Annotated in this window: 23 protein-coding genes; 5 read left to right on the top strand and 18 right to left on the bottom strand. The window is 67.8% G+C overall.

Going from position 1 to position 24,655, the window contains the following annotated elements:
- Positions 1 to 12 precede the first annotated feature (12 nt).
- Positions 13 to 1,233 carry a dimethylargininase gene (gene ddaH / locus OH146_RS09690; protein WP_308214952.1) on the bottom strand — a complete coding sequence of 407 codons (1,221 nt, stop codon included), beginning with the start codon at positions 1,231 to 1,233 and terminating at the stop codon, positions 13 to 15.
- A gap of 64 nt (positions 1,234 to 1,297) precedes the next feature.
- Between ddaH and OH146_RS09685 the strand changes: the two genes are divergently transcribed.
- Positions 1,298 to 1,936, top strand: coding sequence for a GntR family transcriptional regulator (locus OH146_RS09685; protein WP_265159859.1), 639 nt, complete (start codon positions 1,298 to 1,300; stop codon positions 1,934 to 1,936).
- An 11-nt stretch (positions 1,937 to 1,947) separates the two neighbouring features.
- On the opposite strand, the gene OH146_RS09680 is transcribed toward OH146_RS09685, so the two are convergent.
- From OH146_RS09680 to OH146_RS09660, 5 genes are read right to left on the bottom strand one after another with little or no spacing between them, the layout of a single operon-like run.
- Positions 1,948 to 2,934 (bottom strand): VOC family protein, encoded by a 987-nt coding sequence (locus OH146_RS09680; protein ID WP_265159857.1) that lies wholly within the window; start codon positions 2,932 to 2,934, stop codon positions 1,948 to 1,950.
- On the bottom strand, positions 2,931 to 4,007 hold the full coding sequence (locus tag OH146_RS09675; protein ID WP_265159855.1) for a 4-oxalomesaconate tautomerase: 1,077 nt from the start codon (positions 4,005 to 4,007) through the stop codon (positions 2,931 to 2,933). The genes OH146_RS09680 and OH146_RS09675 overlap by 4 nt, the downstream gene beginning before the upstream one ends.
- On the bottom strand, positions 4,004 to 4,804 hold the full coding sequence (locus tag OH146_RS09670; RefSeq protein WP_265159853.1) for an NAD(P)-dependent oxidoreductase: 801 nt from the start codon (positions 4,802 to 4,804) through the stop codon (positions 4,004 to 4,006). The genes OH146_RS09675 and OH146_RS09670 overlap by 4 nt, the downstream gene beginning before the upstream one ends.
- Positions 4,801 to 5,496 carry a 4-carboxy-4-hydroxy-2-oxoadipate aldolase/oxaloacetate decarboxylase gene (locus tag OH146_RS09665; protein WP_265159851.1) on the bottom strand — a complete coding sequence of 232 codons (696 nt, stop codon included), beginning with the start codon at positions 5,494 to 5,496 and terminating at the stop codon, positions 4,801 to 4,803. Before OH146_RS09665 ends, OH146_RS09670 begins: the two co-directional genes overlap by 4 nt.
- Before the next feature lie 4 nt (positions 5,497 to 5,500).
- Entirely contained in the window at positions 5,501 to 6,235 is a 735-nt protein-coding gene (locus tag OH146_RS09660; RefSeq protein WP_265159849.1) for a PIG-L deacetylase family protein, read from the bottom strand.
- Between the two features lie 117 nt (positions 6,236 to 6,352).
- On the opposite strand from OH146_RS09660, the gene OH146_RS09655 reads away from it, so the two are divergent.
- The gene (locus OH146_RS09655) at positions 6,353 to 7,318 is read left to right on the top strand and encodes an ABC transporter substrate-binding protein (protein ID WP_265159847.1); all 966 of its coding nucleotides are present in this window, start codon (positions 6,353 to 6,355) and stop codon (positions 7,316 to 7,318) included.
- 137 nt (positions 7,319 to 7,455) lie between these two features.
- Here OH146_RS09655 and OH146_RS09650 read toward each other — a convergent pair whose 3' ends face one another.
- The 5 genes from OH146_RS09650 to OH146_RS09630 all read right to left on the bottom strand — a co-directional run bounded on the left by OH146_RS09650 (position 7,456) and on the right by OH146_RS09630 (position 14,519).
- The gene (locus tag OH146_RS09650) at positions 7,456 to 9,258 is read right to left on the bottom strand and encodes an ABC transporter ATP-binding protein (RefSeq protein WP_265159844.1); all 1,803 of its coding nucleotides are present in this window, start codon (positions 9,256 to 9,258) and stop codon (positions 7,456 to 7,458) included.
- Positions 9,255 to 11,030 carry an ABC transporter ATP-binding protein gene (locus tag OH146_RS09645; protein ID WP_265159842.1) on the bottom strand — a complete coding sequence of 592 codons (1,776 nt, stop codon included), beginning with the start codon at positions 11,028 to 11,030 and terminating at the stop codon, positions 9,255 to 9,257. The genes OH146_RS09650 and OH146_RS09645 overlap by 4 nt, the downstream gene beginning before the upstream one ends.
- A 73-nt stretch (positions 11,031 to 11,103) precedes the next feature.
- Positions 11,104 to 12,705 carry a bifunctional phosphoribosylaminoimidazolecarboxamide formyltransferase/IMP cyclohydrolase gene (purH, locus tag OH146_RS09640; RefSeq protein WP_265159839.1) on the bottom strand — a complete coding sequence of 534 codons (1,602 nt, stop codon included), beginning with the start codon at positions 12,703 to 12,705 and terminating at the stop codon, positions 11,104 to 11,106.
- Positions 12,702 to 13,292, bottom strand: a complete 591-nt coding sequence (gene purN, locus OH146_RS09635; RefSeq protein WP_265159836.1) for a phosphoribosylglycinamide formyltransferase — start codon at positions 13,290 to 13,292, stop codon at positions 12,702 to 12,704. The genes purH and purN overlap by 4 nt, the downstream gene beginning before the upstream one ends.
- Before the next feature lie 9 nt (positions 13,293 to 13,301).
- On the bottom strand, positions 13,302 to 14,519 hold the full coding sequence (locus OH146_RS09630; RefSeq protein ID WP_265159834.1) for a cell division protein PerM: 1,218 nt from the start codon (positions 14,517 to 14,519) through the stop codon (positions 13,302 to 13,304).
- Between the two features lie 207 nt (positions 14,520 to 14,726).
- On the opposite strand from OH146_RS09630, the gene OH146_RS09625 reads away from it, so the two are divergent.
- A complete protein-coding gene (locus OH146_RS09625; RefSeq protein ID WP_265159831.1) occupies positions 14,727 to 15,299 on the top strand; it encodes a DUF4166 domain-containing protein in 573 nt (190 codons plus the stop codon).
- A 75-nt stretch (positions 15,300 to 15,374) separates the two neighbouring features.
- Here OH146_RS09625 and sucD read toward each other — a convergent pair whose 3' ends face one another.
- The 6 genes from sucD to OH146_RS09595 all read right to left on the bottom strand — a co-directional run bounded on the left by sucD (position 15,375) and on the right by OH146_RS09595 (position 23,014).
- Positions 15,375 to 16,277, bottom strand: coding sequence for a succinate--CoA ligase subunit alpha (gene sucD, locus OH146_RS09620; protein WP_265159828.1), 903 nt, complete (start codon positions 16,275 to 16,277; stop codon positions 15,375 to 15,377).
- 18 nt (positions 16,278 to 16,295) lie between these two features.
- The gene (sucC, locus tag OH146_RS09615) at positions 16,296 to 17,465 is read right to left on the bottom strand and encodes an ADP-forming succinate--CoA ligase subunit beta (protein ID WP_265159825.1); all 1,170 of its coding nucleotides are present in this window, start codon (positions 17,463 to 17,465) and stop codon (positions 16,296 to 16,298) included.
- A 96-nt stretch (positions 17,466 to 17,561) separates the two neighbouring features.
- Positions 17,562 to 18,065, bottom strand: coding sequence for a MarR family winged helix-turn-helix transcriptional regulator (locus OH146_RS09610; RefSeq protein ID WP_265159823.1), 504 nt, complete (start codon positions 18,063 to 18,065; stop codon positions 17,562 to 17,564).
- 87 nt (positions 18,066 to 18,152) lie between these two features.
- The gene (locus OH146_RS09605) at positions 18,153 to 20,606 is read right to left on the bottom strand and encodes an ATP-dependent helicase (protein WP_265159821.1); all 2,454 of its coding nucleotides are present in this window, start codon (positions 20,604 to 20,606) and stop codon (positions 18,153 to 18,155) included.
- Between the two features lie 42 nt (positions 20,607 to 20,648).
- Positions 20,649 to 21,866 carry an acetyl-CoA C-acyltransferase gene (locus tag OH146_RS09600; protein ID WP_265159819.1) on the bottom strand — a complete coding sequence of 406 codons (1,218 nt, stop codon included), beginning with the start codon at positions 21,864 to 21,866 and terminating at the stop codon, positions 20,649 to 20,651.
- 137 nt (positions 21,867 to 22,003) lie between these two features.
- Complete coding sequence (locus OH146_RS09595; RefSeq protein ID WP_265159817.1) at positions 22,004 to 23,014, bottom strand: glycerophosphodiester phosphodiesterase family protein; 1,011 nt, start codon at positions 23,012 to 23,014, stop codon at positions 22,004 to 22,006.
- Positions 23,015 to 23,084: 70 nt separating this feature from the next.
- Here OH146_RS09595 and OH146_RS09590 point away from each other — a divergent pair, with 70 nt between their 5' ends.
- Both OH146_RS09590 and OH146_RS09585 read left to right on the top strand, forming a co-directional pair.
- Positions 23,085 to 23,318, top strand: a complete 234-nt coding sequence (locus OH146_RS09590; protein ID WP_265159814.1) for a zinc ribbon domain-containing protein — start codon at positions 23,085 to 23,087, stop codon at positions 23,316 to 23,318.
- Between the two features lie 107 nt (positions 23,319 to 23,425).
- Entirely contained in the window at positions 23,426 to 24,217 is a 792-nt protein-coding gene (locus OH146_RS09585) for a Bax inhibitor-1/YccA family protein (RefSeq protein ID WP_265159812.1), read from the top strand.
- Positions 24,218 to 24,286: 69 nt separating this feature from the next.
- Here the strand turns inward: OH146_RS09585 and OH146_RS09580 are convergent, their stop codons facing one another.
- Complete coding sequence (locus OH146_RS09580) at positions 24,287 to 24,520, bottom strand: hypothetical protein (protein ID WP_265159810.1); 234 nt, start codon at positions 24,518 to 24,520, stop codon at positions 24,287 to 24,289.
- Positions 24,521 to 24,655: the final 135 nt, after the last annotated feature.

Below are 24,655 nucleotides of genomic sequence, written 5' to 3'. Positions count from 1 at the left end.
CAATAAGCAGCGTCAGCGGATGCGCACCGAGAGGCAGGTGACGCAACCCTCGAGCTTCTCGAACTCGGAGATGTCGACAGTGACAACCGTGTAGCCGAGCCCCTCGAGCAACGTCGCCGTCTGCTGCGCCGACTCCGAGATCAGCACCGTCTCGCGATCGAGCACGACGACGGCGGCGCCCTCCGCCTCGGGCACAGGCAGGAACCGGGAGAAGAGCGAGGGCTCGTCGACGAACGGCGGATAGCCGATGATGGTGCCGTCGGGAAGCGCCGTGACAGCTGTCTTGAGGTGCAGTGCCTTCGTGACCGGCACCGCTACCACCTGGTAGCCGCGAGGCTCGACGATCCGCCGAAGCTGACGGATGCCCTCCGCATTGGTCCGCCCGCTGCTGCCGACATACACGGTGTTGCCGACCTTGAGCACGTCGCCGCCCTCAAGGGTGCCGGGGGACTCGATGCGCTCGATGTGAAGCCGGAGCCCGCGCAACACGGTCTCGACCGCCTCCGGCTCACCCACCCGCGACTCATGCCCGGCGGCACCGATCACGGCAACGTCGCCGAAGACAGCGACGGTGTCCTCAACGAAGACGGAGTCAGCGTAACCTTCAGCCACCGGCACCTCGACGACCTCCCAGCCGAGCGAATCGAGGGCGCCGACATACGACTCCCACTGCCGGTCTGCACGCTCGGGGTCGACCTCGCTGCGCTCGATATGGGTCACCTGCCCCTCCGCGAGCGTGCTCGCGGGGAGCCGCACGAGGGCGATCCGTCGCTCGGTGCGCTCGACGGGAGCGCCGGAGACGGCGCGCCAGACGGCAACACCCAGCGTGCTACCGAAGATGCCGGAGGCGATGATGAAGACGAGGTTGGGGCCCACGAGGCTCGCCGCGAGGTAGTCCGTGGTGGCGCCGTTCAGTGTCGCCCCCTCCGCCAGCACCCCGAGCAGCGTGCCGAAGTAGGCGGAGGCGGTCGCGACGGCGAGCGCGACCGGCAGCGCAATGTACCAGCGTGCGAAGGCTTCGAGCGCTCCCGCGAGGCTGAGGAGCACGAAGGCGAGCAGAGCGCTGTTCTGGAAGAACGCTCCGAGCGAGGCGAAGACCTCGGGGTTGGCGCCCGCCGCGACGAAGAAGGCGAAGACTGTTGCGACATGGGCCGACAGCGCGACCGATGCCCCCGTCGCAAGCGCACCCAGGATGCGACGGGACAGGGACACGTGCGGGGAGGGGTACGCCATACCTCGAGCCTATTGCCGATGAGACGCCTGAGAGGCCTAATGAGCCGACGGGTAGAATCGCCGGGTGAGCGCAGAGACGGTATATGAGGGCCTGCGCCGCGCCATTGTCACGGGCGAAATGCACCCGAATGAGCGGCTCGTGGAGACGGAGATCGCCGAGCGTTTCGCCGTCGGCCGCTCGGCCGTCAGGACGGCGCTGGTGCGCCTGGTCCAGGACGGCCTCGTAGAGCATGAGCGTAATCGCGGTGCTCGCGTGCGTCTCGTGGGCGCACACGAGGCGACAGAGATCTACGAGGTGCGCGCCCTGCTCGAAGGGCTTACCGCGCGCAAGGCGGCAGAGAACCTGAGCGACTCGGCGGCCGAAGACCTGCGGGCACGACTTGCCGCGATCGGCGCCCTGCTTGAGGCGGGCGACCTGATGACGGCGTCAGAGCGCAACGTCGAACTCCATGCCGTCATCGTGGAGATCGCCGGGCATGACACGGCGGGGCGGCTGCTCGCTGGCCTGAACTCACACCTCGTGCGCTATCACTACCGCACGATCCTGCATCCCGGGCGCGCCAAACTCTCCTACCAGGAGCACGCGGCAATCGTCGAGGCGATCATCGCCAGAGATCCGGATGCCGCGGAGTCGGCGATGCGCGCGCACATGCTGGCCCTCACGGCGACCCTTGCGGAACCGATCCCCCCGCCCATCGACTGACGCCGCGAGCGTCAGACCCCCTCGATCACGGGCGTGCCGTGCGTGTGAAAACTCTCGATCGTCTTGAGGCCCCACGCCTGGCCCTTCGCCCGCTCGGCCGAGGTCCAGTTCACCGTCTGCCAGTCCGGGTCGAGGATGAGGCGCGCGCCCGCGTTGCAGAGCTCGATGCGGTTGCCGCCCGGCTCCCACACGTAGAGGAAGAACGTCTGCTGGATGGCGTGCTTGTGCGGGCCTGTTTCGATGTGAACCCCGGCGTCGAGGAACACGTCGCAGGCACGCAGGATGTCCTCGCGGGTGTCGGTTGCGAAGGCGATGTGGTGAAGGCGCCCGTTGGCCCCCGTCCAGTCCTTCGTGTAGACGAGGTCGTAAGACTTCTGCCCGACGGAGAACCAGATGGCGGCATCTGCCCCCTCGTCCGTGACGATGCGCTCTGTGCAGCGCGCCCCGAGCGTGTCGCGCAGGAAGTCGGATACCGCGGGCACCTCACGCGTGAGGTAGTTGACGTGGTCGAGGCGGCGCACGTTCGCGCCGCGCCCCGGGAATTTGGCCGCCTGGTTCTTGAGAGAGGGCGCGTCATCCATCGGAACGTACTTCTCGACATCCCAGTAGATCCCCATGGGGTGCCCGTCTGGATCGTCGAAGAGGTAGGTGCGCCCCAGCCCGCGCACATCATCGACCCAACCGCGGCCGAATCCGCTCGCCTCGATGTCTGCGACCTCGCGCTCGAGCGCAGCTGGGCTCGCGGCACGAAGGAAGGTGCAACCGATGCCGGCCTGCTCGCGCTGAACGAGACGAATCGTGTACCCCTGGTAGTCGTCCCAGGCGTGCAGGTAGACCGAGTCGCCATCGCGGTCAACCTCGGTCAGCGCCATCAGGTCGACGAAGAAGTCCCGGGTCTCCTCCAGCACTGGGGTGAAGAGCTCGATGGGTCCGACGTGAGCGATGTCGCGGAGCCGGTTCGGGTCGTGCGTGAGCTGCCGGTGTGGGATCTCGGTCATGGAGTGGTTCCTTTCACTGCGGCGGCGGGGCGGGGCCAGACGACGCCGTCGAACAGTTTGCGCGCCGTGCGAATCACAGCGCTCCTCCTGAGGGTGCGGCCAGACTCATCGAGCTCGAGCTCGACGTCGAAGTAGCCGGTGGGGTGCTCAATGCGGAGCGCAGCATCCTCTTCTGTTCCCACGGCGAACGACGCGACCGTCTCGGGGACCGCAACTCCGACGGCGACCGACACGGCGCCCAGCACTCCGATCGAGGTGTGCACGCGGTGCGGGATGAAGGTGCGGGTCGTGATGGTGCCGCCGTGGCGCGGCGGCGAGACGATGCTGAGCTTGGGCACTGTCGTGTCGGTGACATCGCCAAAGCCCATCGCTCGGCCCGCCTCGAGCCTGATCCGCTCAAGGCGCTCTCGCAGCGCTCCGTCGGCTTCCAACTCTTCTGGAGATTCGTCACCCTCCAGCCCAAGGTCGGCTGCGCGAATCAGCACGACCGGCATACCAGCGTCGACGCAGGAGACGGCGGTGTCGGCGAAAACATCCGTCAGCCTGCCGGTGGGGAACAGGGCGCCCCCCTCGCTGGGAAACTCGAGCTCGATGGGCGCCGCCCCGAACGGAACGCCCGAGACCATGACGTCGCCCTCGTAGCTGACCTGGCGACCGGGTGTCTCCACGGTGGCAACCGCTTCGCCACCGCCTCCGTTGAGGATGCGGATGCGCACCCGCGTCGACTCCTCCTCCGCCGCCACGAGCCCCCGCTCGATCGCAAATGGAGCGACGCCTGCCAGCAGGTTGCCGCAGGTCTGGGCGTCGCTCACGATCGCCTGGTCGACCACGACCTGGAGAAAGAGGTAGTCGACATCGCAGTCGGGGTGCGTTGAGGGGGCCACCACCGCGACCTTGCTCGTGAGGGGGTGCGCGCCTCCGATGCCGTCGATCTGACGCTCATCGGGCGAGCCCATGATCCTCAGCAGCACATCGTCGCGCTCCGCCGCGTCGCTCGGCAGGTCGCTCTCGAGGAAGTAGGCGCCTTTGGACGTGCCGCCCCGCATGAGCATGCACCGAACCCCGTCGCTCACCGCAGCGCTCCTCCCCTGGGGATTCCCCGTTCGCCGATCGATTCAAGTACCGCCATCGTCGCGCGCGCCATCGCGGCCGCGTCGCCGCCCTGCTCGATCATCTCGGCGGCGGCCTCCATCTCGTGCACTCGACGGGCACTGTGTTGCATGGTGCCCTCGAGCAGGCCCCGGAGGAAATCGGGCGTCAGGTGCGTGAGCGTCTCCGTCACGTGGTCGCCAAACCACTCGAGCAGCCCCTGCTGCTCCGCGGCCCGAAGCGACTCGATCATGAGCCCCGTGATGCCCTTGACGACGATGCTGCGCAGCAGCTTGCGGGCCGCGGCCTCGCCGGCGGGGCCATCGAGCACCTCGACGGGCATCCCGAGCGGCGTGAGGAGCTCATCCATCCGCGCAGCACCGGGCCCCGACGCGACGACGGGGGTCGCAATGCGCTTGTGCGCCACGGGGGCCATGAGCACTGCGTCTGCGAAGAGGAGGCCTCCCTTCTCGGCTGCGGCGGCCGATGCGGCCTTGTCAGCGGGGCCCGAACTCGACAGGTCCGCGTAGACGGCCCCACGGGCCGCATGCCCGAGCACGGAGTCGAGGGCTGCGCGAGCGGCGGTCGACGGGGTCATGGCGAGGATGATCTCGGCATCCTTCACCGCATCCGCGGCGCTCTCCGCCACGGCGAAGGCCCCCGACTCCTGCGACAGGAACGGGTCGTGTCCGACGACGGCTGCGACGCGCGCGAGGTCCTCGGCATAGACGCGACCGGCGGCCCCCAGGCCCAACACGGCGATCCGTACCATCCGGCTCATCGCCCCTCGGGCAGGCGGTCCACGTATTCGACACCGAGGTCGGAGAGCAGTGGGCGCAGCGTGTACATGTCGACGCCGAGGGTGCCGCCCGCGAGCCTCTCGCGCTTCGACTCCTCGTTGGCGGTGCGCTTCTCCGCCGCGGCCAGCACCGTCGCAGCATCCGCACGCGGCACGATCATGACGCCGTCGTCGTCAGCGACGACCACGTCGCCCGGGTTCACGAGCTGCCCGTCGCACACGACGGGGACATTGACCGAGCCGGGCGTCGCCTTGACCGTGCCCTGAGCGTGCACGGCGCGGCTCCAGACGGGAAAACCCATCTCCCGCAGGGTGGCAATGTCTCGCACCCCCGCATCGATCACGAGCCCGCGCACTCCCCTCGACATGAGGGAGGTCGCGAGGAGGTCGCCGAACATGCCGTGCACGGAGGGCGAGGTCGTGGTCACGACGAGCACATCGCCAGGCTGGCAGACCTCGACGGCGGCGTGGATCATGAGGTTGTCGCCCGGATGCGAGGAGACGGTGACGGCGCTGCCGGAGACCGCCGCGCCATCCTGCCTCGGCAACACGCTCGCGCCCACGAGACCCGTGCGACCCGCCGCCTCGTGCACGGTCGCGACACCATACTCGGCAAGGGCGTCGACGACGGACGTGTCGGCCCGGTCGATCTGTCTGACAACGTAGTGCGGCATCCGTCTATGCCAGTTCGCTCGTGACCTGCGGATAGACGCGCTGGTATGCCTCGCCGAGCGTCGTCACCGGCAGACCGAGATTGGGTCCGCTGTTCCGCTTGGCCTGCACCCCTCGCCGTCGGCCCAGGTCGCTGTAGTAGTCCACGAGGTGGCCCTGCGATGCGCCGAGGCTGTTCATGGCCGCGACCTTGGTCTCCCACACCTCCGTGATATCGAGCAGCACGTTGGGCACGAAGCCGCAGACCTCGCTCTGGTGGGGCTCGAAGCAGAAGACAGGAGGCGCGCCGATGACGTCGCCGGGACCGGAGACGCCGGGCGCCTGGGCAAGCACGCGAGCCTTGAGGGCGATCTCGGCAGCCTTCGGATGATCCATGTTGTAGGGGTCGGATGCTGCGTGCGTGAGCACGACGTCGGGCTGCACTTCTCGATACAGGTCGATGAGACGCTGACGAAGCTCGGGGGTCTCCTCGAGCGGGTAGTCGTCCCCGTCGAAGGTGCGCAGTTCCGCTCCGAGGATCGCTGCTGCGGCTTCCGCCTCCTCATGCCGGATCTGCTTGATCTCCTGGAGCGTCTTGCCAGCTCGCCACTGCGCCGCCGACTCACCGCGCTCACCGTAGCTGAGACAGGCGATGACGACGCGTTCGCCGCGGTGTGCCGCGAGGGCGATCGCGCCGCCCGCTCGCCAGACGAAGTCTCCGGGGTGTGCGCTGACGACGAGGGTGGTGCGTGATTCGGTCATATGCGGTGCTCCTGACGTTGGATACTGGACAAACATAGGAACTGTCGACAGAATTGTCAACAATCGGTCCACGTGCACCTCGGGCCTCCTTCTATTCCACGATCACGACGGAGTGACATGAGAAAGCAGACCTTCACAGGCATCGCCACAGCATCCGCGCTCGCCCTCTTGCTTGCCGGGTGCAGCAACGGCGGCAACACTGCGGAACCTGACGAGAACGGCATGGTCGACGCCACGATCGGCGTCATCCCCATTGCCGACACAGCCCCCCTCTACCTCGGAGTCGAGCAGGGATTCTTCGAGGACGAGGGCGTCAACCTCACGATTGAGACGGCCTCGGGCGGAGCAGCCATCGTGCCCGCCGTCGTCGCGGGCGACTACGAGTTCGGCTTCAGCAATACCCTCTCGCTCATGATCGGAATCGAGAAGGGCCTCCCCATCGAGACCGTCGCCCCCGCCGTTGCCTCCTCGGGCGACCCCGAGTCCGACTTTGGCGCTCTCATCGTGCGGAGTGACTCTGGTATCGCCGACGTGAGTGACCTGGAAGGCAAGAGAGTCTCCAGCAACAGCACCGGCAACATCAACGACACGATCGTGCGCACCCTCGTCGATGACGCCGGAGCCGACTCGTCCACCATCGAGTTCTCTGAGGTGCCCTTCCCCGACGCAATCGCTGCGGTCGAAGCAAATCAGGTCGACGCAGCATTCGTCGTCGAGCCCTTTGTGACTTCGGCACAGGAGGCCGGGCTCCAGGTGCTCACCTACACCTACGCGTCCTTCGACCCGAAACTCGATGTCGCCGCCTACTTCGCCTCGAACGCATTCGTCGCGGAGAACGCCGACATCGTCGAGCGCTTCCAAGCGGCAATGACGAAGTCGCTCGAGTACGCGCAGGAGAACCCCGACGAGGTGCGCCGCATCATCGCGACGTATACGAAGACGCCGCCGGAGGTGCTTGCAGAGATCGTCCTCCCGACCTTCCCCACAGAGATGTCGGCTGAAGGTACCGAGAAGCTCGCGCAGGCGGCCGTCGACTACGGGGTGCTCACCGAGATGCCCGACCTGGACGCCTTCCTGCCGTAGGTCAGCGCTTCCCTGCGGCAGCCCTGTCGGAGCTGCTGCACGTGAAAGGTCAGAAAACGCGCCTCCCGTTCGCGGTGGGCGCGTTTTTTGACCCCTCCTGTAGCTCATGCATTCGAGGGCTTCAGGCGCGGGATCCGCTACACGAGGGACTGACGCCACGCGGCGTGCATGCGCGAGAAGCGGCCGTCGCCCGCGATGAGTTCTGCGGGGGCGCCATCCTCGACGATGCGCCCGTGCTCCATGACGAGCACGCGGTCGGCGATCTCGACCGTCGAGAGGCGGTGGGCGATGATGACGGCCGTGCGATCCGCGAGGAGGGTCTGCAGCCCGCGCTGCACGGCCCGCTCGCTCGGGATGTCGAGCGACGCTGTGGCCTCATCGAGGATGAGCACGGCGGGGTCGGCGAGGAAGGCGCGCGCGAACGACACCAGCTGTCGCTGGCCCGCCGAGACCCGCCCGCCACGCTTGTTGACGTCGGTGCCGTAGCCGTCGGGGAGCGCGCAGATGAAGTCGTGCGCCCCGACGGCCTTCGCGGCATCCTGAATCTCGGCGAGATCCGCGCCCGGCCTACCGAGCGCGATGTTGTCGGCGATCGTGCCGCTGAAGAGGTAGGCCTCCTGCGTGACCATGACGATCGCACGCCTAAGATCGGCGGGGCTCAACTCGCGTAGGTCAACCCCGTCGAGCGTGACGGCGCCATCACTCGGGTCGTAGAAGCGGGCGATGAGCTTCGCGAGCGTCGACTTGCCGGCACCCGTCGTGCCGACCAGGGCGAGTGTCTGCCCCGCGGGGATGTCCAGGGTGAACGACGGCAGGATGACGCGCTCGGGCGTGTAGGCGAAGGTCACATCGTCGAAGGAGACGGCCCCCTTGGCCTCGGACAGCTCGACGGGCTTGACCGGGTCCGGCACGCTCGGCAGCTCCTCGAGCACGCCCGAGATCTTCTCGAGCGCGGCGGCGGCCGACTGGTAGGAGTTGTAGAACATCGCCATCTCCTCCGCGGGCGCGAAGAAGTTGCGCGTGTAGAGCAGCGCCGCGAGCAGCGCGCCGACGGGCAGCGAGCCATCAGCGACCCGGAAGCCGCCGACAAGCAGCACGACGCCGAGCGTGACGTTGCCGATGAGGATCAGCACGGGCTCGTAGGTGCCGAAGAGTTGAATGACCTTCGCGTTGGCGTCGCGGTTGTCTTCGACGAGCGCGCCGAACTCCCGCTCGTTGCGCCGCTCCTTGCGGAACGCCTGCACCGCCCGGATGCCCGTCATCGTCTCGACGAAGTGCACGATCATGCGGGCGGATGCGACGCGCGTGCGCCGGAACATCCGCTGCGAGCTCACCTGGAACCAGCGGGTCAGGATCGCGAGCGGCACGAGCGAAAGCAGCAGGATGAGCCCGCTCACCCAGTCGACGACGAGCAGCGCGATCGCGATGAAGACCATGTAGAGGCCGCCCTGCACGAGCTGGTTGAGCCCGTTGGCGAGCAGCTCCTTGATCGACTCGAGGTCACTCGTCTGGCGCGAGATGATGCGCCCCGAGGTGTAATTCTCGTGGAACTCCAGGCTCAGCCGCTGCGTGTGCAGGAACACGCGCTTGCGCAGGTCGATGAGCATCGTCTGGCTGAGCTTCGCCGTGAGGATCGTGTACCACGCCACGAGCACGGCTCCCAGGATGCCCGTCGCGATGTAGGCGGCAACGGTGAGCCCGAGCGGCCACCAGTCCCCCTCCAGCACGGCGGGCAGGCCGTTGTCGATCCCGAGCGCAATGAGCCCGGGACCCGCGACCTGCGCGACCGTGCTGACGAGGATCACGACCGCCGTCAGCGCGACGGTACGGCCGAGCGGACGCACGAGGGAACCGAGCAGACGCACCGAGCGGCCCTGCAGCAGCTTGTTCTCGGCGCGCGAAAGGTCGTCGCGCTCCTCCTCCACATCGAGCCGGCTCACGACTCCACCTCCAGGGACGAGATGACGAAGCGGTAGTGCTCGCTGCGGGCAAGCAGTTCCGAGTGCGTGCCGACGTCCACGATTCGCCCGTCGCGCATGAGCGCGACCCGGTCGGCGAGCTGCACGGTCGAGGGTCGGTGGGCCACGATCAGCGCGGTCGTGCTCGAGAGCACGCGCCGCAGCCCCGCCTCGACCGCCGCCTCCGTGTCGACATCGAGAGCCGACAGGGGGTCGTCGAGCACGAGCACGCTCGGCTTCGCCGCAACCGCGCGCGCAAGCGCCAGTCGCTGCCGCTGTCCACCCGAAAGGCTCATGCCCTCCTCGCCGACCGTCGTGTCGAGCCCCTCGGGCAACGCGTGCACGAAGTCGGCCTGCGCGATCTCGAGGGCCTCCGCGAGCTCGCTCTCCGAGGCATCCGGTCGCCCCAGCAGCACGTTGTCGCGCACGGTCGACGAGAACAGGATCGCCTCCTCGAAGCCCATCGCGATGCGCTCGCGCAACTGCTCGCGCGTGAGCTCGCGGATGTCGACGCCGTCGAGCAGGATGCGCCCCTCGGTCAGGTCGTAGAGGCGCGTCGTGAGAGCCGTGAGGGTCGTCTTGCCGCAGCCTGTGAGACCGACGAGCGCCATCGTCTCGCCCGGGAGCAGTTCCAGGTCGACCCCGTCGACAATGTCGCGCGAGCCCGCGTGGGCGTCCTGGTATCGGAAGTGCGCGTTCTCGAAGACGAGTCGCCCCTCACCGCGAGAGGCCTCCGACGGATGCTCGGGGTCAACGATCGGGTTCGTCTCGTCCATGACCTCGAAGAAGCGGTCGACCGCCGTGCGGGTGTCGAACGTCATGGAGAGCAGGAAGCCGATCGATTCGACGGGCCAGCGTAGCACCGCCGCGGTCGCGAAGAACGCGACAAGCCCGCCCACCGTGAGGGCGCCGTTCGCGGCGAGCAGCACGCCGCCGAGGAGAGACAGGGCGAACGTGACATCCGGCACCAGCAGCAACCACAGCCAGATGCCCGCGATCGCGCGCGCCTTCTCGATCTCGGTCGTGCGCAGCTCCTCCGCCTGCTTCGTGAAGCTCTCGAGCGCGTGGTGGCCGCGACCGAAGGCCTTGAGCACCCGGATGCCGTGAACCGACTCCTCGACGCTTGTCGCCAGATCGCCCGCCTGATCCTGGCTGAGGCGGGCAACACGCGAGTACTTGTTCTCGAAGACGAAGGTGTAGATCCACAACGGAATCGAGCAGATGATGAAGAGCACGCCCAGCTGCCAGCTCAGGTTCAGCAGAAAGACGAAACCGATCGCGACCGTCACGACGTTGACGACGAGCAGCACGATGCCGAACGACAACCAGCGGCGGATCAGGCTGAGGTCGGTCGACATGCGCGAGAGCAGCTGCCCGCTCGGCCAGCGGTCGTGGAAGGCGACCGGGAGGTCCTGCAGGCGCGCGTAGAGGGCGTTGCGCATGTCGGCCTCGACGTGAGTGCCCGGCACGAGCACGAACCAGCGCCGGAGCCAGATCATGCCCGCCTCGAGCGCGCCCAACGCCAGCACCGCGCCGACCGCCCACCACAGGCCCGAGAGGTCGCCCTCCCCGAGCGGGCCGTCAACGAGCGAACGCAGCACCTGTGGGATCAGCAGCGCGACGACGGCGCCGACGAGCGCCGCGACGGCGCCCAACGTGATGCGCGGCAGGGCAGGCCGGACGTACGGAAGGATGCGCAGGATGGCGCGCGCCGTCGAAAGGCGCTTCGTGGGCGCCACGTTCGGGGAGAACAAGGGGTGGCTCGTTTCTACGATCGCCGTGCGGGTCAGCGCACAAACGGGCAACCAGCCTACCCGCGCGGCGACGTCAGTGGAAGAAGTGGCGCTCGCCCGTGAAGTACATCGTCACGCCCGCCGCCTTCGCCGCCGTGATGACCTCCTCGTCGCGCACCGAACCACCCGGCTGCACGACGGCGCGCACGCCGCCCTTGATGAGCACCTCGAGCCCGTCGGCGAAGGGGAAGAAGGCATCGGATGCCGCGACACTCCCCTTTGCGCGATCGCCCGCCCTGCTCACCGCAAGGTGGCACGAGTCCACGCGATTGACCTGTCCCATGCCGACACCGACGGAAGCCCCATCGTTGGCCAGCAGGATCGCGTTGGACTTGACGGAGCGCACCGCACGCCACGCGAACTCCAGGTCGGCGAGGGTGGCGGCATCCGCGGGTTCGCCCGTCACAAGCTGCCAGGTCTCCGTCGACAGGTCGTCGTAGGTGTCGGGGCTCTGCACGAGCAGGCCGCCCGAGATCTGGCGCAGCTCGCGATCGGCGCGCGCGTAATCGCCGGGGAGCTCGATGAGGCGCAGGTTCTTCTTCGCCTGCAGCACGGTGAGCGCCTCCGGCTCGAAGCCGGGCGCGACGATGACCTCCGTGAAGATGTCCTTGATCGAGATCGCCGCCGCCCGCGTGATGGGCCGGTTCGCCGCGATCACTCCGCCGAACGCCGAGACGGGGTCGCAGTCGTGGGCGCGGGCGTGCGCCGACGCGATCGCGTCACCCGTGCCGCGGGCGACCGCGATGCCGCAGGGGTTGGCGTGCTTGATGATCGCCACGGCAGGCTCGTCGAAGTCGTAGGCGGCCCGCACCGCAGCATCCGCGTCGACGTAGTTGTTGTACGACATCTCCTTGCCGTGCAGCTGCGTCGCCTGCGCGATGCCGTGCCCGCCGTTCTCGACGTAGAGCGCCGCCGACTGGTGCGAGTTCTCGCCATAGCGCAGCTGCTGCTTGAGGGAGACCTTCAGGGTGATGCTCTCCTGGGACGCCTCGTGCTCCGCGCGCACGCCCACCGACTCGGCGAACCACTCGGCCACCGCAGTGTCATAGGCCGCCGTGTGCGCGAAGGCCTCACCCGCGAGACGCTGCCGCTGCGCCAGCGTCGTGCCGCCAAGCGTCGCCGCCTTGATGATCTGCGGGTAGCTCTCGGGTGAGACGGCGATCGCGACATTCGCGTGGTTCTTGGCGGCGGCGCGCACCATGGCGGGCCCACCGATGTCGATCTGCTCGACGACGGCGTCGCCCTCGGCTCCCGAGGCGACCGTCTCCACGAAGGGGTAGAGGTTCACGACCACGAGTTGGAAGGGTTCGACGCCCATCTCCGCCAGTTGCCGCTCGTGCGACTCGAGCCGCAGGTCGGCGAGCACTGCCGCGTGGATGAACGGGTGCAGCGTCTTCACGCGCCCGTCGAGTGCCTCCGGGAAGCCCGTCACGGTCGACACCTCGGTGACCGGATGCCCCGCCCCCGCGATCATCTTCGCCGTCGAACCCGTCGAGACGATCTCCACTCCGGCGCCCACAAGAGCCTCGGCAAGCTCCAGCAGGCCCGACTTGTCGCTCACCGAGATGAGGGCGCGCTTGAGCGGAATCGCGTCGCGGTGGCGGTACAGGGATGCGTCGTGGCTGGGGCCGCTCATGCGACAAGCTCCTTCAGGTTGATCTTTCCATTGGCAATGTCGAGCACGGCCTGCACCAGCAGTTCCCGCTCGACCACCTTGATGCGGTCATGCAGCGTGCCCTCAGTGTCGTGAGGAAACACGGGAACCCGACGCTGCGAGATGATCGGTCCGCTGTCGATCCCGTTGTCCACGACGATCACGCTCGCGCCCGACTCAGCGACGCCCGCCGCGATCGCATCACGCACCCCGTGCGCGCCCGGAAACTCCGGCAGGTATGCCGGATGCGTGTTGATCAGGTTGGGGGAAAGCGCATCGACGACCGACCGTGGCAGCAGGCGCATGAGCCCGCTCAAGATCACCAGATCCGGCTCCCAGCGCTGCACCTGCTCCAGCAGCGCCTGCCCCCACGACTCCCGGTCGGGGTAGTTCGAGTAGACGACCGCGAACGACGGGATCCCGAACTCCTCCGCGTGCGCGAGGCCATCCGCGTCACGGTCGGCACCGATCGCGACCACACGGGCCGGGAACTCGGCGTCCTCCGACGCCTCAAGAAGGGAGCGGAGATTCGAACCGCCGCCGGAGATGAGCACGACGAGTTTCAGCACCCGCCAAGCCTACTCCGATCCGGCGCCGCGCCTCCCGGCCACGAGAAGCCCCAGCACGCACGCCACGCCGACCTCGAGCGCGACGCACAGGCCCACCACGAGGGCGTCGGGACCGATCACTTCCAACCGGCCGGGACCCCCGCTGCCGCCAGACCACCACGCGAGCAGCCCCAACAGGAGCCCCGCCACCACGCCCCCGAGCGAACCCGTCGCAACCGTGAGCGGGAGGGGAAGCATCCGAGGATCCCGCAGCCGCAGGAGCACGCCCACCAGGAAGCCCGCGACGACCGGCACCAGCAGCCCCAGGAAGCCCCACGCGAGGTCACCCGTCGGCAGCGCCCCCAGCACCGGGACGGAAGGGAGCGGGCCCAGCGTCGTGCCAAGCGGGGAGACCGCCGAACCCGCGCCGATCGCAAAGCCCGGGCCGACCAGCCACGCCGCCGCCCACACCACCAGGTTCGGCACGAAGGCCAGCTGCGCCACCGTCAGCACCGCACCGCCCAGCGCACCCGCCTGCGACGCCTCATACAGGGCGATGATGCCGCCATAGTTCACCGCCACGAGCACCGCGACGAGCACCGCCGCGACCGCAGCGATCGCCGCGACGGATGCTGCGCCCGCCCGAAGCGCGCCGCCCACGACCGTGCGCACCCCCGCCGGCCAATCCGTCATGCGATCCCACGCGGCATCCACGAAATCGCGGGGACGCGAGCCCGCCAGACGATGACGGGCGAGGCCGGCACCCAGCGCGAGACCAGCCGAGAAGATCAGCGTTGAGAAGATCGTGCCCTGCACGATCGAGGGCCGCGCCAGCTCGTGCAGCGATGTGACGACCGCCGTGAAAGCGAGCAGCCCGAACGTCGTCACCGCCACCCCCAGACCCACGAGGTGGTGTGGTGTCTCCGCGATGCGGCGGCCTGCGCGCTGACCCAGCAGGAACGTCAGCAGGCCGAAACCCAGCGGCGCGAGCGACAGCACGAAGGGCTCGCCCAGCCCGGGCAGCCCGAGCCCCGCCGCGAGCGCCTCGTCGACCGTCACCCGCATGGCGGCACCGTGACCGAGCAGCCAGGTGTCGACCGCCGCGCGCCAGAACACCAGCCAGTCGACCTGCAACTCGTACTGGAAACCCCACACGATCGTCAGCGGCACGAGTGGTATGCCGATGCCGATCCCCACGACGAGGAGCGCCTCAAGGGCGGAGAAGACGGCGGTCAGCGGACGATTCATACCGCACCGACCCTACCGGCGGCCATCCCTCCCGTCGGCTCGCCTCGCGCTCCCCCGCCGGAAACTCAGGAAGATCTGTCTGCGTCGAAAGCGAGACACCCGCCCCCACGCGGAAATTCAGGAAGCACGCGGCATCCGCCCGCAACAACTGCTGAGAATCCGCGGCTCTCACCCCGCTTTTCCTGAATTTCCGTGAAGAGTGGAGGGGTGACCGCCTCCGTCTACGCCCGCGCCCTCGGGGAACGCTTCGGGATGCTGCATCCGGAGCTTCAGCGCTGGTTCGGCAGCACAACCACCGTGCGGGCGCAGGGTGTCTTCGACGAGGCGGGGTCGCGCCTCCGCTGGCTTCGGCCCGCCTGGTCGGCCCTCGCCGGCGCCGGGCTGCTCATGCCCGAATACGGCCGCGACGTACCCTTCGACGCCACCATGGAGCCCGCGGGGGCGAGCACCGTCGCGACGCGCCGCGTGCTGCACTTTGCGAGCGGCGACCGTGTGCTGGCCGACACGACCCGCGTCGCCCGCGGTCGGCTCATCGACGTGCACGCGCGCGGGCGGCTGCAGGTGGAGATGATTCCCGACGTCATCGACGGCGCCCTCGTCGCCCGCTCGGCCCGCGCCCGCATCATGCTCGGCCGCTACCCTCTGCCGGTGCCCTCGCCGCGCGTCGAACTCCGTCACGCCTGGAACACGGATGCCTCGCGCCACACGATCGACGTGCGGGTGTGCGTGCCCGCACTCGGCGAGGTCTTCGGCTACCACGGGCACTTCACGGCGGCCTAGTCATCCGCCCCGCCTGCGTGAGACGCTCCGGAAACGACGAAGGGCCCGCCGAGGCGGGCCCTTCGCAGGAGGAGACTAGAGCGTCTCGAAGATCTCGCGCATGAGCTTGGCGGTCTCGGACGGCGTCTTGCCGACCTTGACTCCAGCTGCCTCGAGGGCCTCCTTCTTGGCCTGCGCCGTGCCGGCCGAGCCGGAGACAATCGCGCCCGCGTGGCCCATCGTCTTGCCCTCGGGGGCGGTGAAACCCGCGACGTAGCCGACGACGGGCTTCGTGACATTCGCCTTGATGAAGTCGGCCGCGCGCTCCTCCGCATCGCCGCCGATCTCGCCAATCATGACGATCGCCTTCGTCTCGGGGTCGGCCTCGAAGGCCTCGAGCGCGTCGATGTGCGTCGTGCCGATGACGGGGTCGCCGCCGATGCCGATCGCGGTCGAGAAGCCGAGGTCACGCAGCTCGTACATCATCTGGTAGGTCAGCGTGCCCGACTTGGAGACGAGACCGATCGGGCCCTTGCCCGTGATGTTGGCGGGCGTGATACCGACGAGCGACTCGCCGGGCGTGATGATGCCGGGGCAGTTCGGCCCGATGATGCGGGTCTTGCCGCCCTTCTCCTTGGCGTAGGCCCACGCCTCGGCCGTGTCGCCGACGGGCACGCCCTCCGTGATGACCACGAGGAGCGGGATCTCGGCGTCGATCGCCTCGACGATTGCATCCTTGGTGAAGGCGGGGGGCACGAACGCGATCGACACGTCGGCGCCCGTCTTCTCCATCGCCTCGACGACCGAGCCGAAGACGGGGAGCTCGACGGCGTTGCCGTCCTTGTCGGTGTGCGAGACGGTCGTGCCGGCCTTGCGCGCGTTGACGCCGCCGACGACCTGCGTGCCGGCCTTGAGCATGAGGGCGGTGTGCTTGGTGCCCTCACCACCCGTGATGCCCTGCACGATGACCTTGGAGTCCTTGTTGAGGAAGATAGACATTGCGTTACTCCTTGACGATCAGCGAGCGGCGTTGGCGAGCTCGGCGGCCTTGTCGGCGCCCTCGTCCATGGTGGCGGCGAGGGTCACCAGCGGGTGGTTGGCCTCGGTGAGGATGCGGCGGCCCTCGTCGACGTTGTTGCCATCGAGGCGCACCACGAGGGGCTTGTCAGCCGAGTCGCCGAGGATCTCGAGGGCCTTGACGATGCCGTTCGCGACGGCGTCGCAGCTCGTGATGCCGCCGAAGACGTTGACGAAGACGCTCTTGACCTGGGGGTCGCCGAGGATCACGTCGAGGCCGTTCGCCATGACGGTGGCGGATGCCCCGCCGCCGATGTCGAGGAAGTTGGCGGGTTTCACGGCGCCGTGCTTCTCACCCGCGTAGGCGACGACGTCGAGCGTCGACATGACGAGTCCCGCGCCGTTGCCGATGATGCCGACCTCACCGTCGAGCTTGACGTAGTTGAGGTCGTTGGCCTTCGCCTTCGCCTCGAGGGGGTCCGCGGCATCCTTGTCTTCGAGCGCCTCGTGGTTCTCGTGGCGGAAGCCGGCGTTCTCGTCGAGCGAGACCTTGCCGTCGAGGGCGATGATCTCGCCGTCCTCCGTCAACACGAGCGGGTTGACCTCGACGAGGGTCGCGTCCTCACCCTTGTATACGTCATAGAGCTTCACGAAGACATCCGCGACCTTCTCTACGAGCTCCTCGGGGAAGTTCGCCTCCTTCGCGATCTCGACCGCTTTCGCCTTGTCGATGCCCTGCGCGGGGTTCACCTCGACCCGGGCGAGGGCCTCGGGACGCTCGACTGCGAGCTCCTCGATCTCCATGCCGCCCTCGACGCTGCAGAGGGAGAGGTAGGAGCGGTTGGCGCGGTCGAGGAGCACCGAGAAGTAGAACTCCTGCGCGATACGAGCGCCCTGGGCGATCATGACGCGCTTGACAACGTGGCCCTTGATGTCGAGGCCGAGGATCTGCTCGGCGGCGGCGTACGCGTCATCCGCATTGTGGACGACCTTGACGCCGCCGGCCTTGCCGCGACCACCGGTCTTCACCTGAGCCTTGACGACGACGGTGCCACCGATCTTCTCGGCGGCGGCCTTCGCCTCTTCTGGGGTGTCGGCGATCAGGCCGGCAAGTACGGGCACGCCGTAGGACTCGAAAAGGTCCCTGGCCTGGTACTCAAATAGATCCACGCTGCTCATTCCAATCCGCGCGTAATGGTGTGTGAGATGGCGAGATTTCTGAAGCGGACCGGAAGCCCGAGTCCGGAGAAGTTGCCACCCAAGACTCTACCCGCTGCTTTTCGGCCCTTCCGCCCGGGAGCCATTCAATGGCGGTGAAAGAACCGCGGAATCTTCGGATGTCTCGGCTCTCCCACCCTCGAGGACGAGACGCAGCAGGCGGTTGAGTTCCTCGCGATCCGCTTGCCTCAAGTGGCCGACAAATGCTGCCGCCACCTTGTTTGCATGAGGCCGAAGCTCCACCAGCAACCTCCGGCCTTGATCGGTGAGGGTGAGGATCTTCCGGCGCCGATCGGCGTCGTCGCGTGTGCGCTTGAGGTAGTTTCGCCGCTCCATCCGCGTGACGATTTCCGTGACGGTGGAGCGGTCAAGTTCCAGAATGTCTCCGAGCTCACGCTGATCTACCCCCGGGTTGGTCTCGAGCAGACTCAACACCCCGAACTGGACGGGCGAGACGTCCGAATCTCCGCCGTGAAGCCACAGTTGCGAGTGCAGGTGTTGAACACGGCGCACAAGAAAACCGGTGGATTCGGAGAGCTCGGGCGACAACACGGCTGAATCCTATTGAGAAGTGGTGCGCAGAGCTAGAGCTTCTCGATCGGGTTCGTCGCGAAGCGGCGAACAGACAGGTGGGCGAAGCTACAGCTTCTCGATAGGAGCAATCTTCACGAGGAGGCGTTTGCGGCCCGCCGTGTCGAACTGGATCTCCGCGATGCTCTTCGCCCCGTTGTCGGTGACGGCGCTCACGCGGCCCTCGCCGAAGTCGTCGTGCCGCACCCGGTCTCCGACGGCGAGCTTCAGGTCGCCGTTGTCGCGCACGGTGCCGGAGACCTTGTTGGCCCACTGGGTCTTCTCGCCCGCCTCGGCTTTGCGCTGCGCCCGCGCGAGAGCTGTCGCGCTCGGACCGGAGGAGAAGCCGTAGCCCGAACCTCCGCCGCGGTCGAAGCCGCCGCCGGGCCTGCCGATCGCGTCGCGGCGCGCGTTGAGTGCCCGCGGCTGGGTGCCGCCGCGGCTCGTGGCCGTGCCCGGCGACTGCCGCCAGTCGATCAGCTCACCGGGGATCTCCTGCAGGTAGCGACTCGGCATCGCAACGTTGACGTCGCCGAACTGTGCGCGCGTCATCGCGAGGGAGAGGTAGAGGCGGCGGCGCGCCCGCGTGATGCCGACATAGAAGAGCCGCCGCTCCTCGGCCGGGCCGCCCGGCTCTCCCGCCGACATCTCATGGGGCAGCAACCCCTCCTCGACGCCCGTGAGGAACACGGAGTCGTATTCAAGGCCCTTGGCAGTGTGGAGCGTCATGAGCGAGACGGTGCCGCTCGAGTCATCCAGTTCGTCTGCGGCGGCGACCAGGCTCACCTCGGTGAGGAAGTCGATGAGGGTGCCGTCGGGGTTGCGCGTCGCGTACTCGCGCGTTTGGGCGAGAAGTTCTTCGACGTTCTCTGCGCGCGCCTCGTCTTGCGGGTCTCGGGATGCTCGCAACAGGTCGACATAGCCGGTGCGCTTGAGCACGGCCTCCAGCAGGTCGCCGACCTTGGCTGGGGCGCCGGCACCCTCCGGCGGGTCCGCCTGGGCGCTGAGCTCATCAAGCAGCCGCGCGAGGTCCGTGATCGCCCCGCGCACCTTGGGGCCGAGGCCGAGCTCGTCGACGTTGCGCATCGCCTCGCGAAGCGTCGTGTCGTTTTTGTCGGCCCAGAGCTGCATTGCCGCCTCCGTCGCCGGCCCGATGCCGCGCTTCGGCACATTCATGATGCGGCGCAAGGCGATGGGGTCGGCCGGGTTGGCGATCGCGATGAGGTAGGCCATCGCATCCTTGATCTCGGCCCGCTCATAGAACTTGGTGCCACCCAGCACGCGATAGGGAATGGCGGAGCGGATGAAGATCTCTTCCAGCGCACGCGTCTGGGCGTTGGTGCGGTAGAAGACGGCGATGTCCTTGTAGTCGAGCCCGCTCTCGTGGAGGGTCGTGATCTCATCCGCGATGAACTGGGCCTCGTCGTGCTGGCTGTACCCTGTGTAGCCGACGATCTTCTCGCCCGAGCCGACCGTCGTGAAGAGCTTCTTGTCTTTGCGGTCGAAGTTGTTGGAGATGACGGCGTTGGCCGCGTCGAGGATGTTCTGGGTCGAGCGGTAGTTCTGCTCGAGCAGGATCACCTTCGAGTTGGGGAAGTCACGCTCGAACTCCACGATGTTGCGGATGTCCGCGCCGCGGAAGGCATAGATCGACTGATCCGAGTCGCCGACAACCGTGAGGCTTGCGCCCGGGATGCGTCCCGAGCCGTCGCGCTGGCTCGAACGGTAGGTTTCGCCCGCCTCGAGGGCGTCCGCGACATCCGACTCCACCGGCCGGGTCAGTTCTCGGATGAGTGAGTACTGCGCATGGTTGGTGTCTTGGTACTCGTCGACCAGGATGTGCCGGAAGCGCCGCTGGTACACGGCCGCGACGTGCGGGAAGGCACGGAAGAGAAAGACCGTCTGGCCGATGAGGTCATCGAAGTCGAAGGCGTTCGCCCGCTGCAGCTCGCGCGTGTAGGCGCGGAAGATCTCGGCGAAGACCCGCTCGGCAGGGTCGTTGAAGTTGGCATTGCGGGCGTAGGACTCGACATCGTTGAGCTCGTTCTTGAGCCGGGATATCTTGGCCGCGGCCGAGCTGACCGTGAAGCCGAAGGCATCCGCCTCCTGCTCCTTGATGATGCGCTTGATCAGCGCGCGCGAGTCCGCGGAGTCGTAGATCGTGAAGTTCTTGGTGAAACCGAAGTTCTCGGCCTCGCGCCGCAGGATGCGCACGCACGCCGAGTGGAATGTCGAGATCCACATGCCCTCGGCCGCCTGGCCGATCAGCCCCTCGACACGCTCGCGCATCTCGGCGGCCGCCTTATTGGTGAAGGTGATCGCGAGGATCTGGCTCGGCCACGCCTCCTGGCTGTAGAGGAGACCCGCAATGCGGCGGGTCAGCACGCTCGTCTTGCCCGAGCCGGCGCCCGCGACGATCAGGAGCGACTGCCCGCGATACTCGACCGCCTCCCGCTGCTGCGGATTGAGGCCATCGAGGAGAGGATTTGCGGGGGCGCCGTCGGCGTCGAGGATGAAGGTCATGTCCTCTTAAGTCTAGGCGGCGCCCCCGACAACGGCTCGCGGCTAGGCGACCTCGAAGAGACCCGCCGCGCCCATTCCGCCGCCGACGCACATCGTCACGACGACGTACTTGGCGCCGCGGCGCTTGCCCTCGAGCAGCGCGTGGCCGGTCATCCGGGCCCCCGACATGCCGTAGGGGTGGCCGATCGAGATGGCGCCGCCGTTGACGTTGAACTTCTCGGGGTCGATGCCGAGCTTGTCGCGGCAGTACAGGGTCTGCGAGGCGAAGGCTTCGTTGAGCTCCCACAGGTCGATGTCATCGACCGTGAGGCCGTGCTGCTTGAGCAGCTTCGGCACGGCCAGCACGGGCCCGATGCCCATCTCCTCGGGCGAGACACCCGCGACAGCCATGCCGCGGTAGACGCCGAGCGGCTGCAGCCCGCGCCGGCTGGCCTCCCCCGCCTCCATGAGCACCGAGGCGGATGCCCCGTCCGAGAGCTGCGAGGCGTTGCCGGCCGTGATCGTGGTCGTCTCGATCGTGGTGCCGTCCTTCGTGACGATGCCGTCGGCGAGCACCGTGCGCAGGCCGGCGAGACCCTCGATCGTGGTCTCGGGGCGGTTGCCCTCGTCGAGTTCGAGGGTGACCTCCTTGAACGAGATCTCCCCCGTCTCCTTGTCCTGCACGCCCATCGTCGCGGTGAACGGCACGATCTCGTCGGCGTAGAGGCCGGCGCGCTGGGCGGCGGCGACGCGCTGCTGGGAGGTGAGCGAGTACTCGTCCTGGTATTCGCGACTCACGTTGTAGCGCTGGGCGACGATTTCCGCCGTCTCGAGCATCGGCATGTAGACGCCCGGCTGATTCTCCTTCAGCCAGGGGTCGAGCATCCGGAAGGTGTTGCGGTGTTCGTTCTGCACGAGCGAGATCGACTCGAGGCCGCCGCCGACGGCGATCTGCTGGCCGTCGAGCACGATCTGCTTGGCGGCGGTCGCGATCGCCATGAGGCCGGAGCCGCACTGGCGATCGATGGTCATGCCCGGAACGCTTGTCGGCAGGCCCGCGCGCAGGGCCGACTGGCGGGCGACGTTCATGCCCGTGTTGCCCTCCTGCAGGGCGACGCCGAGCACGAGGTCCTCGACCTCGGCGCCTTCGATGCCCGCTCGTTCGACAGCGGCGGCGATGGCGTGACCGGCGAGGGCCTGGCCCTCCGTGTTGTTGAACGCACCGCGGTAGGCGCGCCCGATGGGCGTGCGGGCGGTCGAGACGATGACTGCTTCTCTCATGGCTTCACTCCGTCGTGTTCTGGGGGTCTGGGGCCATTCCAACACGGCGTGAGCGACGGATGCCGCGTGATGCCGATCTTGCACGGTTCGGCCGGATGCCACCCCACGCGAATTGTGACGTCCTCACAAGTGTGCACTCACAAGCGGGAGCGCGCCTCGATCGCGAGGTCGGGGTGGTCGGCGAAGACACCGTCGATACGGGAGGACATGACGAGCTGGAACTCCTCCAACCAGTTGCCGTGCCCTGCCGAGCCGCCCTCCCGCCGCAGGTTGCGGCCGAGAAAGCGGTTCTCGGGGCGGAGCGTCCAGCAGAATGCGGTGAGCCCGGCAGCGTGGGCGCGGTCGACGACGGATGTCACGCCGAGCGTGTTGCCCGCGGCATCCGCTCGCAGCAGCAGCCGCTTGTCGACGCTGATGCCCGCGATGCCCGAAGCCCGCAGCTCGGTGAGCCCATCGGGGGTGAGGTCGGCGGAGTAGGGGCGCGCCGATCGGCCCCCGCGCGCGACCCGGTCCGCGGGCGCGCCGCTCGCCTCCAGCAGGTAGACAAGGGGCGCCGAGACGCCGTGAGCGCGGATGCCGTGCAGCACCTCGAGCTCGAAACTCTCGACGCTCAGCCGCGGGTCGTCGTGCCAACCCGCAGCCCGCAGCTCCTCCGCCACGAGGCGATCGAGCGGCAGTCCGAGCGAGGCGAAGTAGGTGGCGTGCTTGATCTCGGCGACGAGTCCGACGGGGCGGTCCGAGGCATCGAGCAGGGCGAGGAGGTCGCTCAGGCGGAGGATGCCGTCGAGCCCGTTGAAGGCAGTGTTGTGCGGGCGCAGCTGCGGCAGGCGCTCGCGCGAGCGCAGGGTCGCGAGTTCCGCCCATGTGAAGTCCTCTGTGAACCAGCCCGTGTGTCGCATGCCGTCGATCGTCTTGGTGGTGCGCCGCTCGGCGAACTCGGGCCGCTCCGCGACATCCGTCGTCCCCGAGATCTCGTTCTCGTGCCGCAGCACCAGCACCCCGTCGCGCGTGGGAACGATGTCGGGTTCGATCGCGTCGGCGCCGAGCGCAATCGCGAGCTGGTAGGCCGAGATGGTGTGCTCGGGCCGATGCCCGCTCGCCCCGCGATGTGCGATCACGAGCGGCGTCGGGTGGGTACCGGATGTCACGGGGCCACGCTACGCGAGATGCCGCTGTGTATAACCCCCACGCGGGGGTCGCCGTTGCTAGCATGCCTCCATGCCCCCCTGCCCGAGCTGCGGCGCGGACCTCGATACCGAGTGGAAGTACTGCATCTACTGCGGCGTCGCCCTCGCCCCCGCGGCGGTGCCGGGCGCCATCAGAGCCGCGGATGCCCCGGACGAGCGTCCGCGCACACGGCTCGACGTTCCCCTGCTCATCGGCATCGTGCTCGGCGTCGCCGGGGTTGCGCTCCTCGTCTACATGGGGATCGTGCTCTTCGGCCCCGCATAGCACTTTTCGCAGCAAAACTGGGGAAGACCTCCGATAATCTCAGTGTTGTACCTCGCAGAGGCTCGGCGCCTCGCCAGACCCGGTACCACTCAAGGAGAAGACCACAGATGGCCAACCCCGCATTCAGCAACTCACCCGCGTTCGCGGCGGGTGCGAAGGCCGTCGACTACTCGAAGCCGATCTCGGCCGAGGAACTCGACGCCATGTATGGTCGCCCCTCGGCGACCCCCGTCGACACCGACCGGATGTCGTACGAAGACACGATCGTCAAGACCCTCGTCGCCTTCGGCGTGCTGCTCGCGACCGCCGTCGTCGGCTGGTTCGTGCCGCTCCTCATGATCCCGGGCGCCATCGCGGGTCTCGTGCTCGCCCTCGTGAACATCTTCAAGAAGCAGCCCTCGCGCGGGCTCATCCTCGCGTATGCCGCGGCTGAGGGTCTGTTCGTCGGTGGTGTCTCGAACTTCTTCGCCACCGGCTTCGGTTTCGACATCGTGCCGCAGGCCGTCTTCGGCACGCTCGGCATCGTGGGCGTCACCCTCGTGCTGTTCCTCAATGGCAAGGTCCGCACTAGCCCCCGCATGACCAAGATCTTCATGGTCGGCATGATCGGCTACGCCGTGTTCTCGCTCATCAACTTCGGCCTCGTCGCCTTCGGGGCCACCGAGAGCATCTTCGGCCTGCGTGACGTCAACCCCATCATCAGCATCGGCCTTGGCATCCTGATCGTGCTCCTGGCCGCGTACTCACTCGTCATGGACTTCGAGAACGTCAAGACGGGTGTCGAGCGCGGCGCCCCGCGCATCTTCGGATGGCAGGCTGCCTTCGGCATCATGGTCACGGTCGTGTGGCTCTACGTCGAGATCCTGCGCCTCATCGCGATCTTCCAGAGCAGCGACTAGCCGCCGCTAGACGCACGAAGGGCCGTCCCTCGGGGCGGCCCTTCTGCTGTCACAGCCACCGACGCTGCGTCATGCCCGCCGACGACGGCTGAAGACCCCGCGCCGCTGATCATCGATGGCCTGCTCGTCCTCCGCAACCGGCGGCGCGGGACGGAGGGTCGTGACGCCCCTCGCGGAATCCTTCACGAGTCGAGTCCACTCGCAGCGCACGCATTGCACGACATAGCGGTGCACCGACAGGCCCGTACCGAAGAACGGGTTCGGAACGGTGCGGGTGCGGGCGCGACACGAGGGACAAGACATGCCCCTTACGTCGACACCTTCACCCTTCATACTGAAATCGTAAACCGAAAGGTCTGCCCGATCTGTACCCCAGGGGACATCATCTGTCCCCCAAAATGTGGGGTGTTGTACCCCAATTGCCACTGACAACGCGCA

The sequence above is a fragment of the Homoserinimonas sedimenticola genome, assembly GCF_026094475.1.
GTDB classification, from domain to species: domain Bacteria; phylum Actinomycetota; class Actinomycetes; order Actinomycetales; family Microbacteriaceae; genus Homoserinimonas; species Homoserinimonas sedimenticola.
The sequence above is the reverse complement of the archived record's forward strand: the minus strand, read 5'-3'. Positions and strand labels throughout refer to the sequence as shown.

Bases quoted from the DNA above. Each gene is read 5' to 3' on its own strand.
- ddaH (WP_308214952.1), bottom strand. From the start codon at position 1,233: ATGGCGTACCCCTCCCCGCACGTGTCCCTGTCCCGTCGCATCCTGGGT.
- OH146_RS09680 (WP_265159857.1), bottom strand. From the start codon at position 2,934: ATGACCGAGATCCCACACCGGCAGCTCACGCACGACCCGAACCGGCTC.
- OH146_RS09670 (WP_265159853.1), bottom strand. From the start codon at position 4,804: ATGAGCCGGATGGTACGGATCGCCGTGTTGGGCCTGGGGGCCGCCGGT.
- OH146_RS09665 (WP_265159851.1), bottom strand. From the start codon at position 5,496: ATGCCGCACTACGTTGTCAGACAGATCGACCGGGCCGACACGTCCGTC.
- OH146_RS09660 (WP_265159849.1), bottom strand. From the start codon at position 6,235: ATGACCGAATCACGCACCACCCTCGTCGTCAGCGCACACCCCGGAGAC.
- OH146_RS09655 (WP_265159847.1), top strand. From the start codon at position 6,353: ATGAGAAAGCAGACCTTCACAGGCATCGCCACAGCATCCGCGCTCGCC.
- purH (WP_265159839.1), bottom strand. From the start codon at position 12,705: ATGAGCGGCCCCAGCCACGACGCATCCCTGTACCGCCACCGCGACGCG.
- OH146_RS09630 (WP_265159834.1), bottom strand. From the start codon at position 14,519: ATGAATCGTCCGCTGACCGCCGTCTTCTCCGCCCTTGAGGCGCTCCTC.
- sucD (WP_265159828.1), bottom strand. From the start codon at position 16,277: ATGTCTATCTTCCTCAACAAGGACTCCAAGGTCATCGTGCAGGGCATC.
- OH146_RS09605 (WP_265159821.1), bottom strand. From the start codon at position 20,606: ATGACCTTCATCCTCGACGCCGACGGCGCCCCCGCAAATCCTCTCCTC.
- OH146_RS09600 (WP_265159819.1), bottom strand. From the start codon at position 21,866: ATGAGAGAAGCAGTCATCGTCTCGACCGCCCGCACGCCCATCGGGCGC.
- OH146_RS09590 (WP_265159814.1), top strand. From the start codon at position 23,085: ATGCCCCCCTGCCCGAGCTGCGGCGCGGACCTCGATACCGAGTGGAAG.
- OH146_RS09585 (WP_265159812.1), top strand. From the start codon at position 23,426: ATGGCCAACCCCGCATTCAGCAACTCACCCGCGTTCGCGGCGGGTGCG.
- OH146_RS09580 (WP_265159810.1), bottom strand. From the start codon at position 24,520: ATGTCTTGTCCCTCGTGTCGCGCCCGCACCCGCACCGTTCCGAACCCG.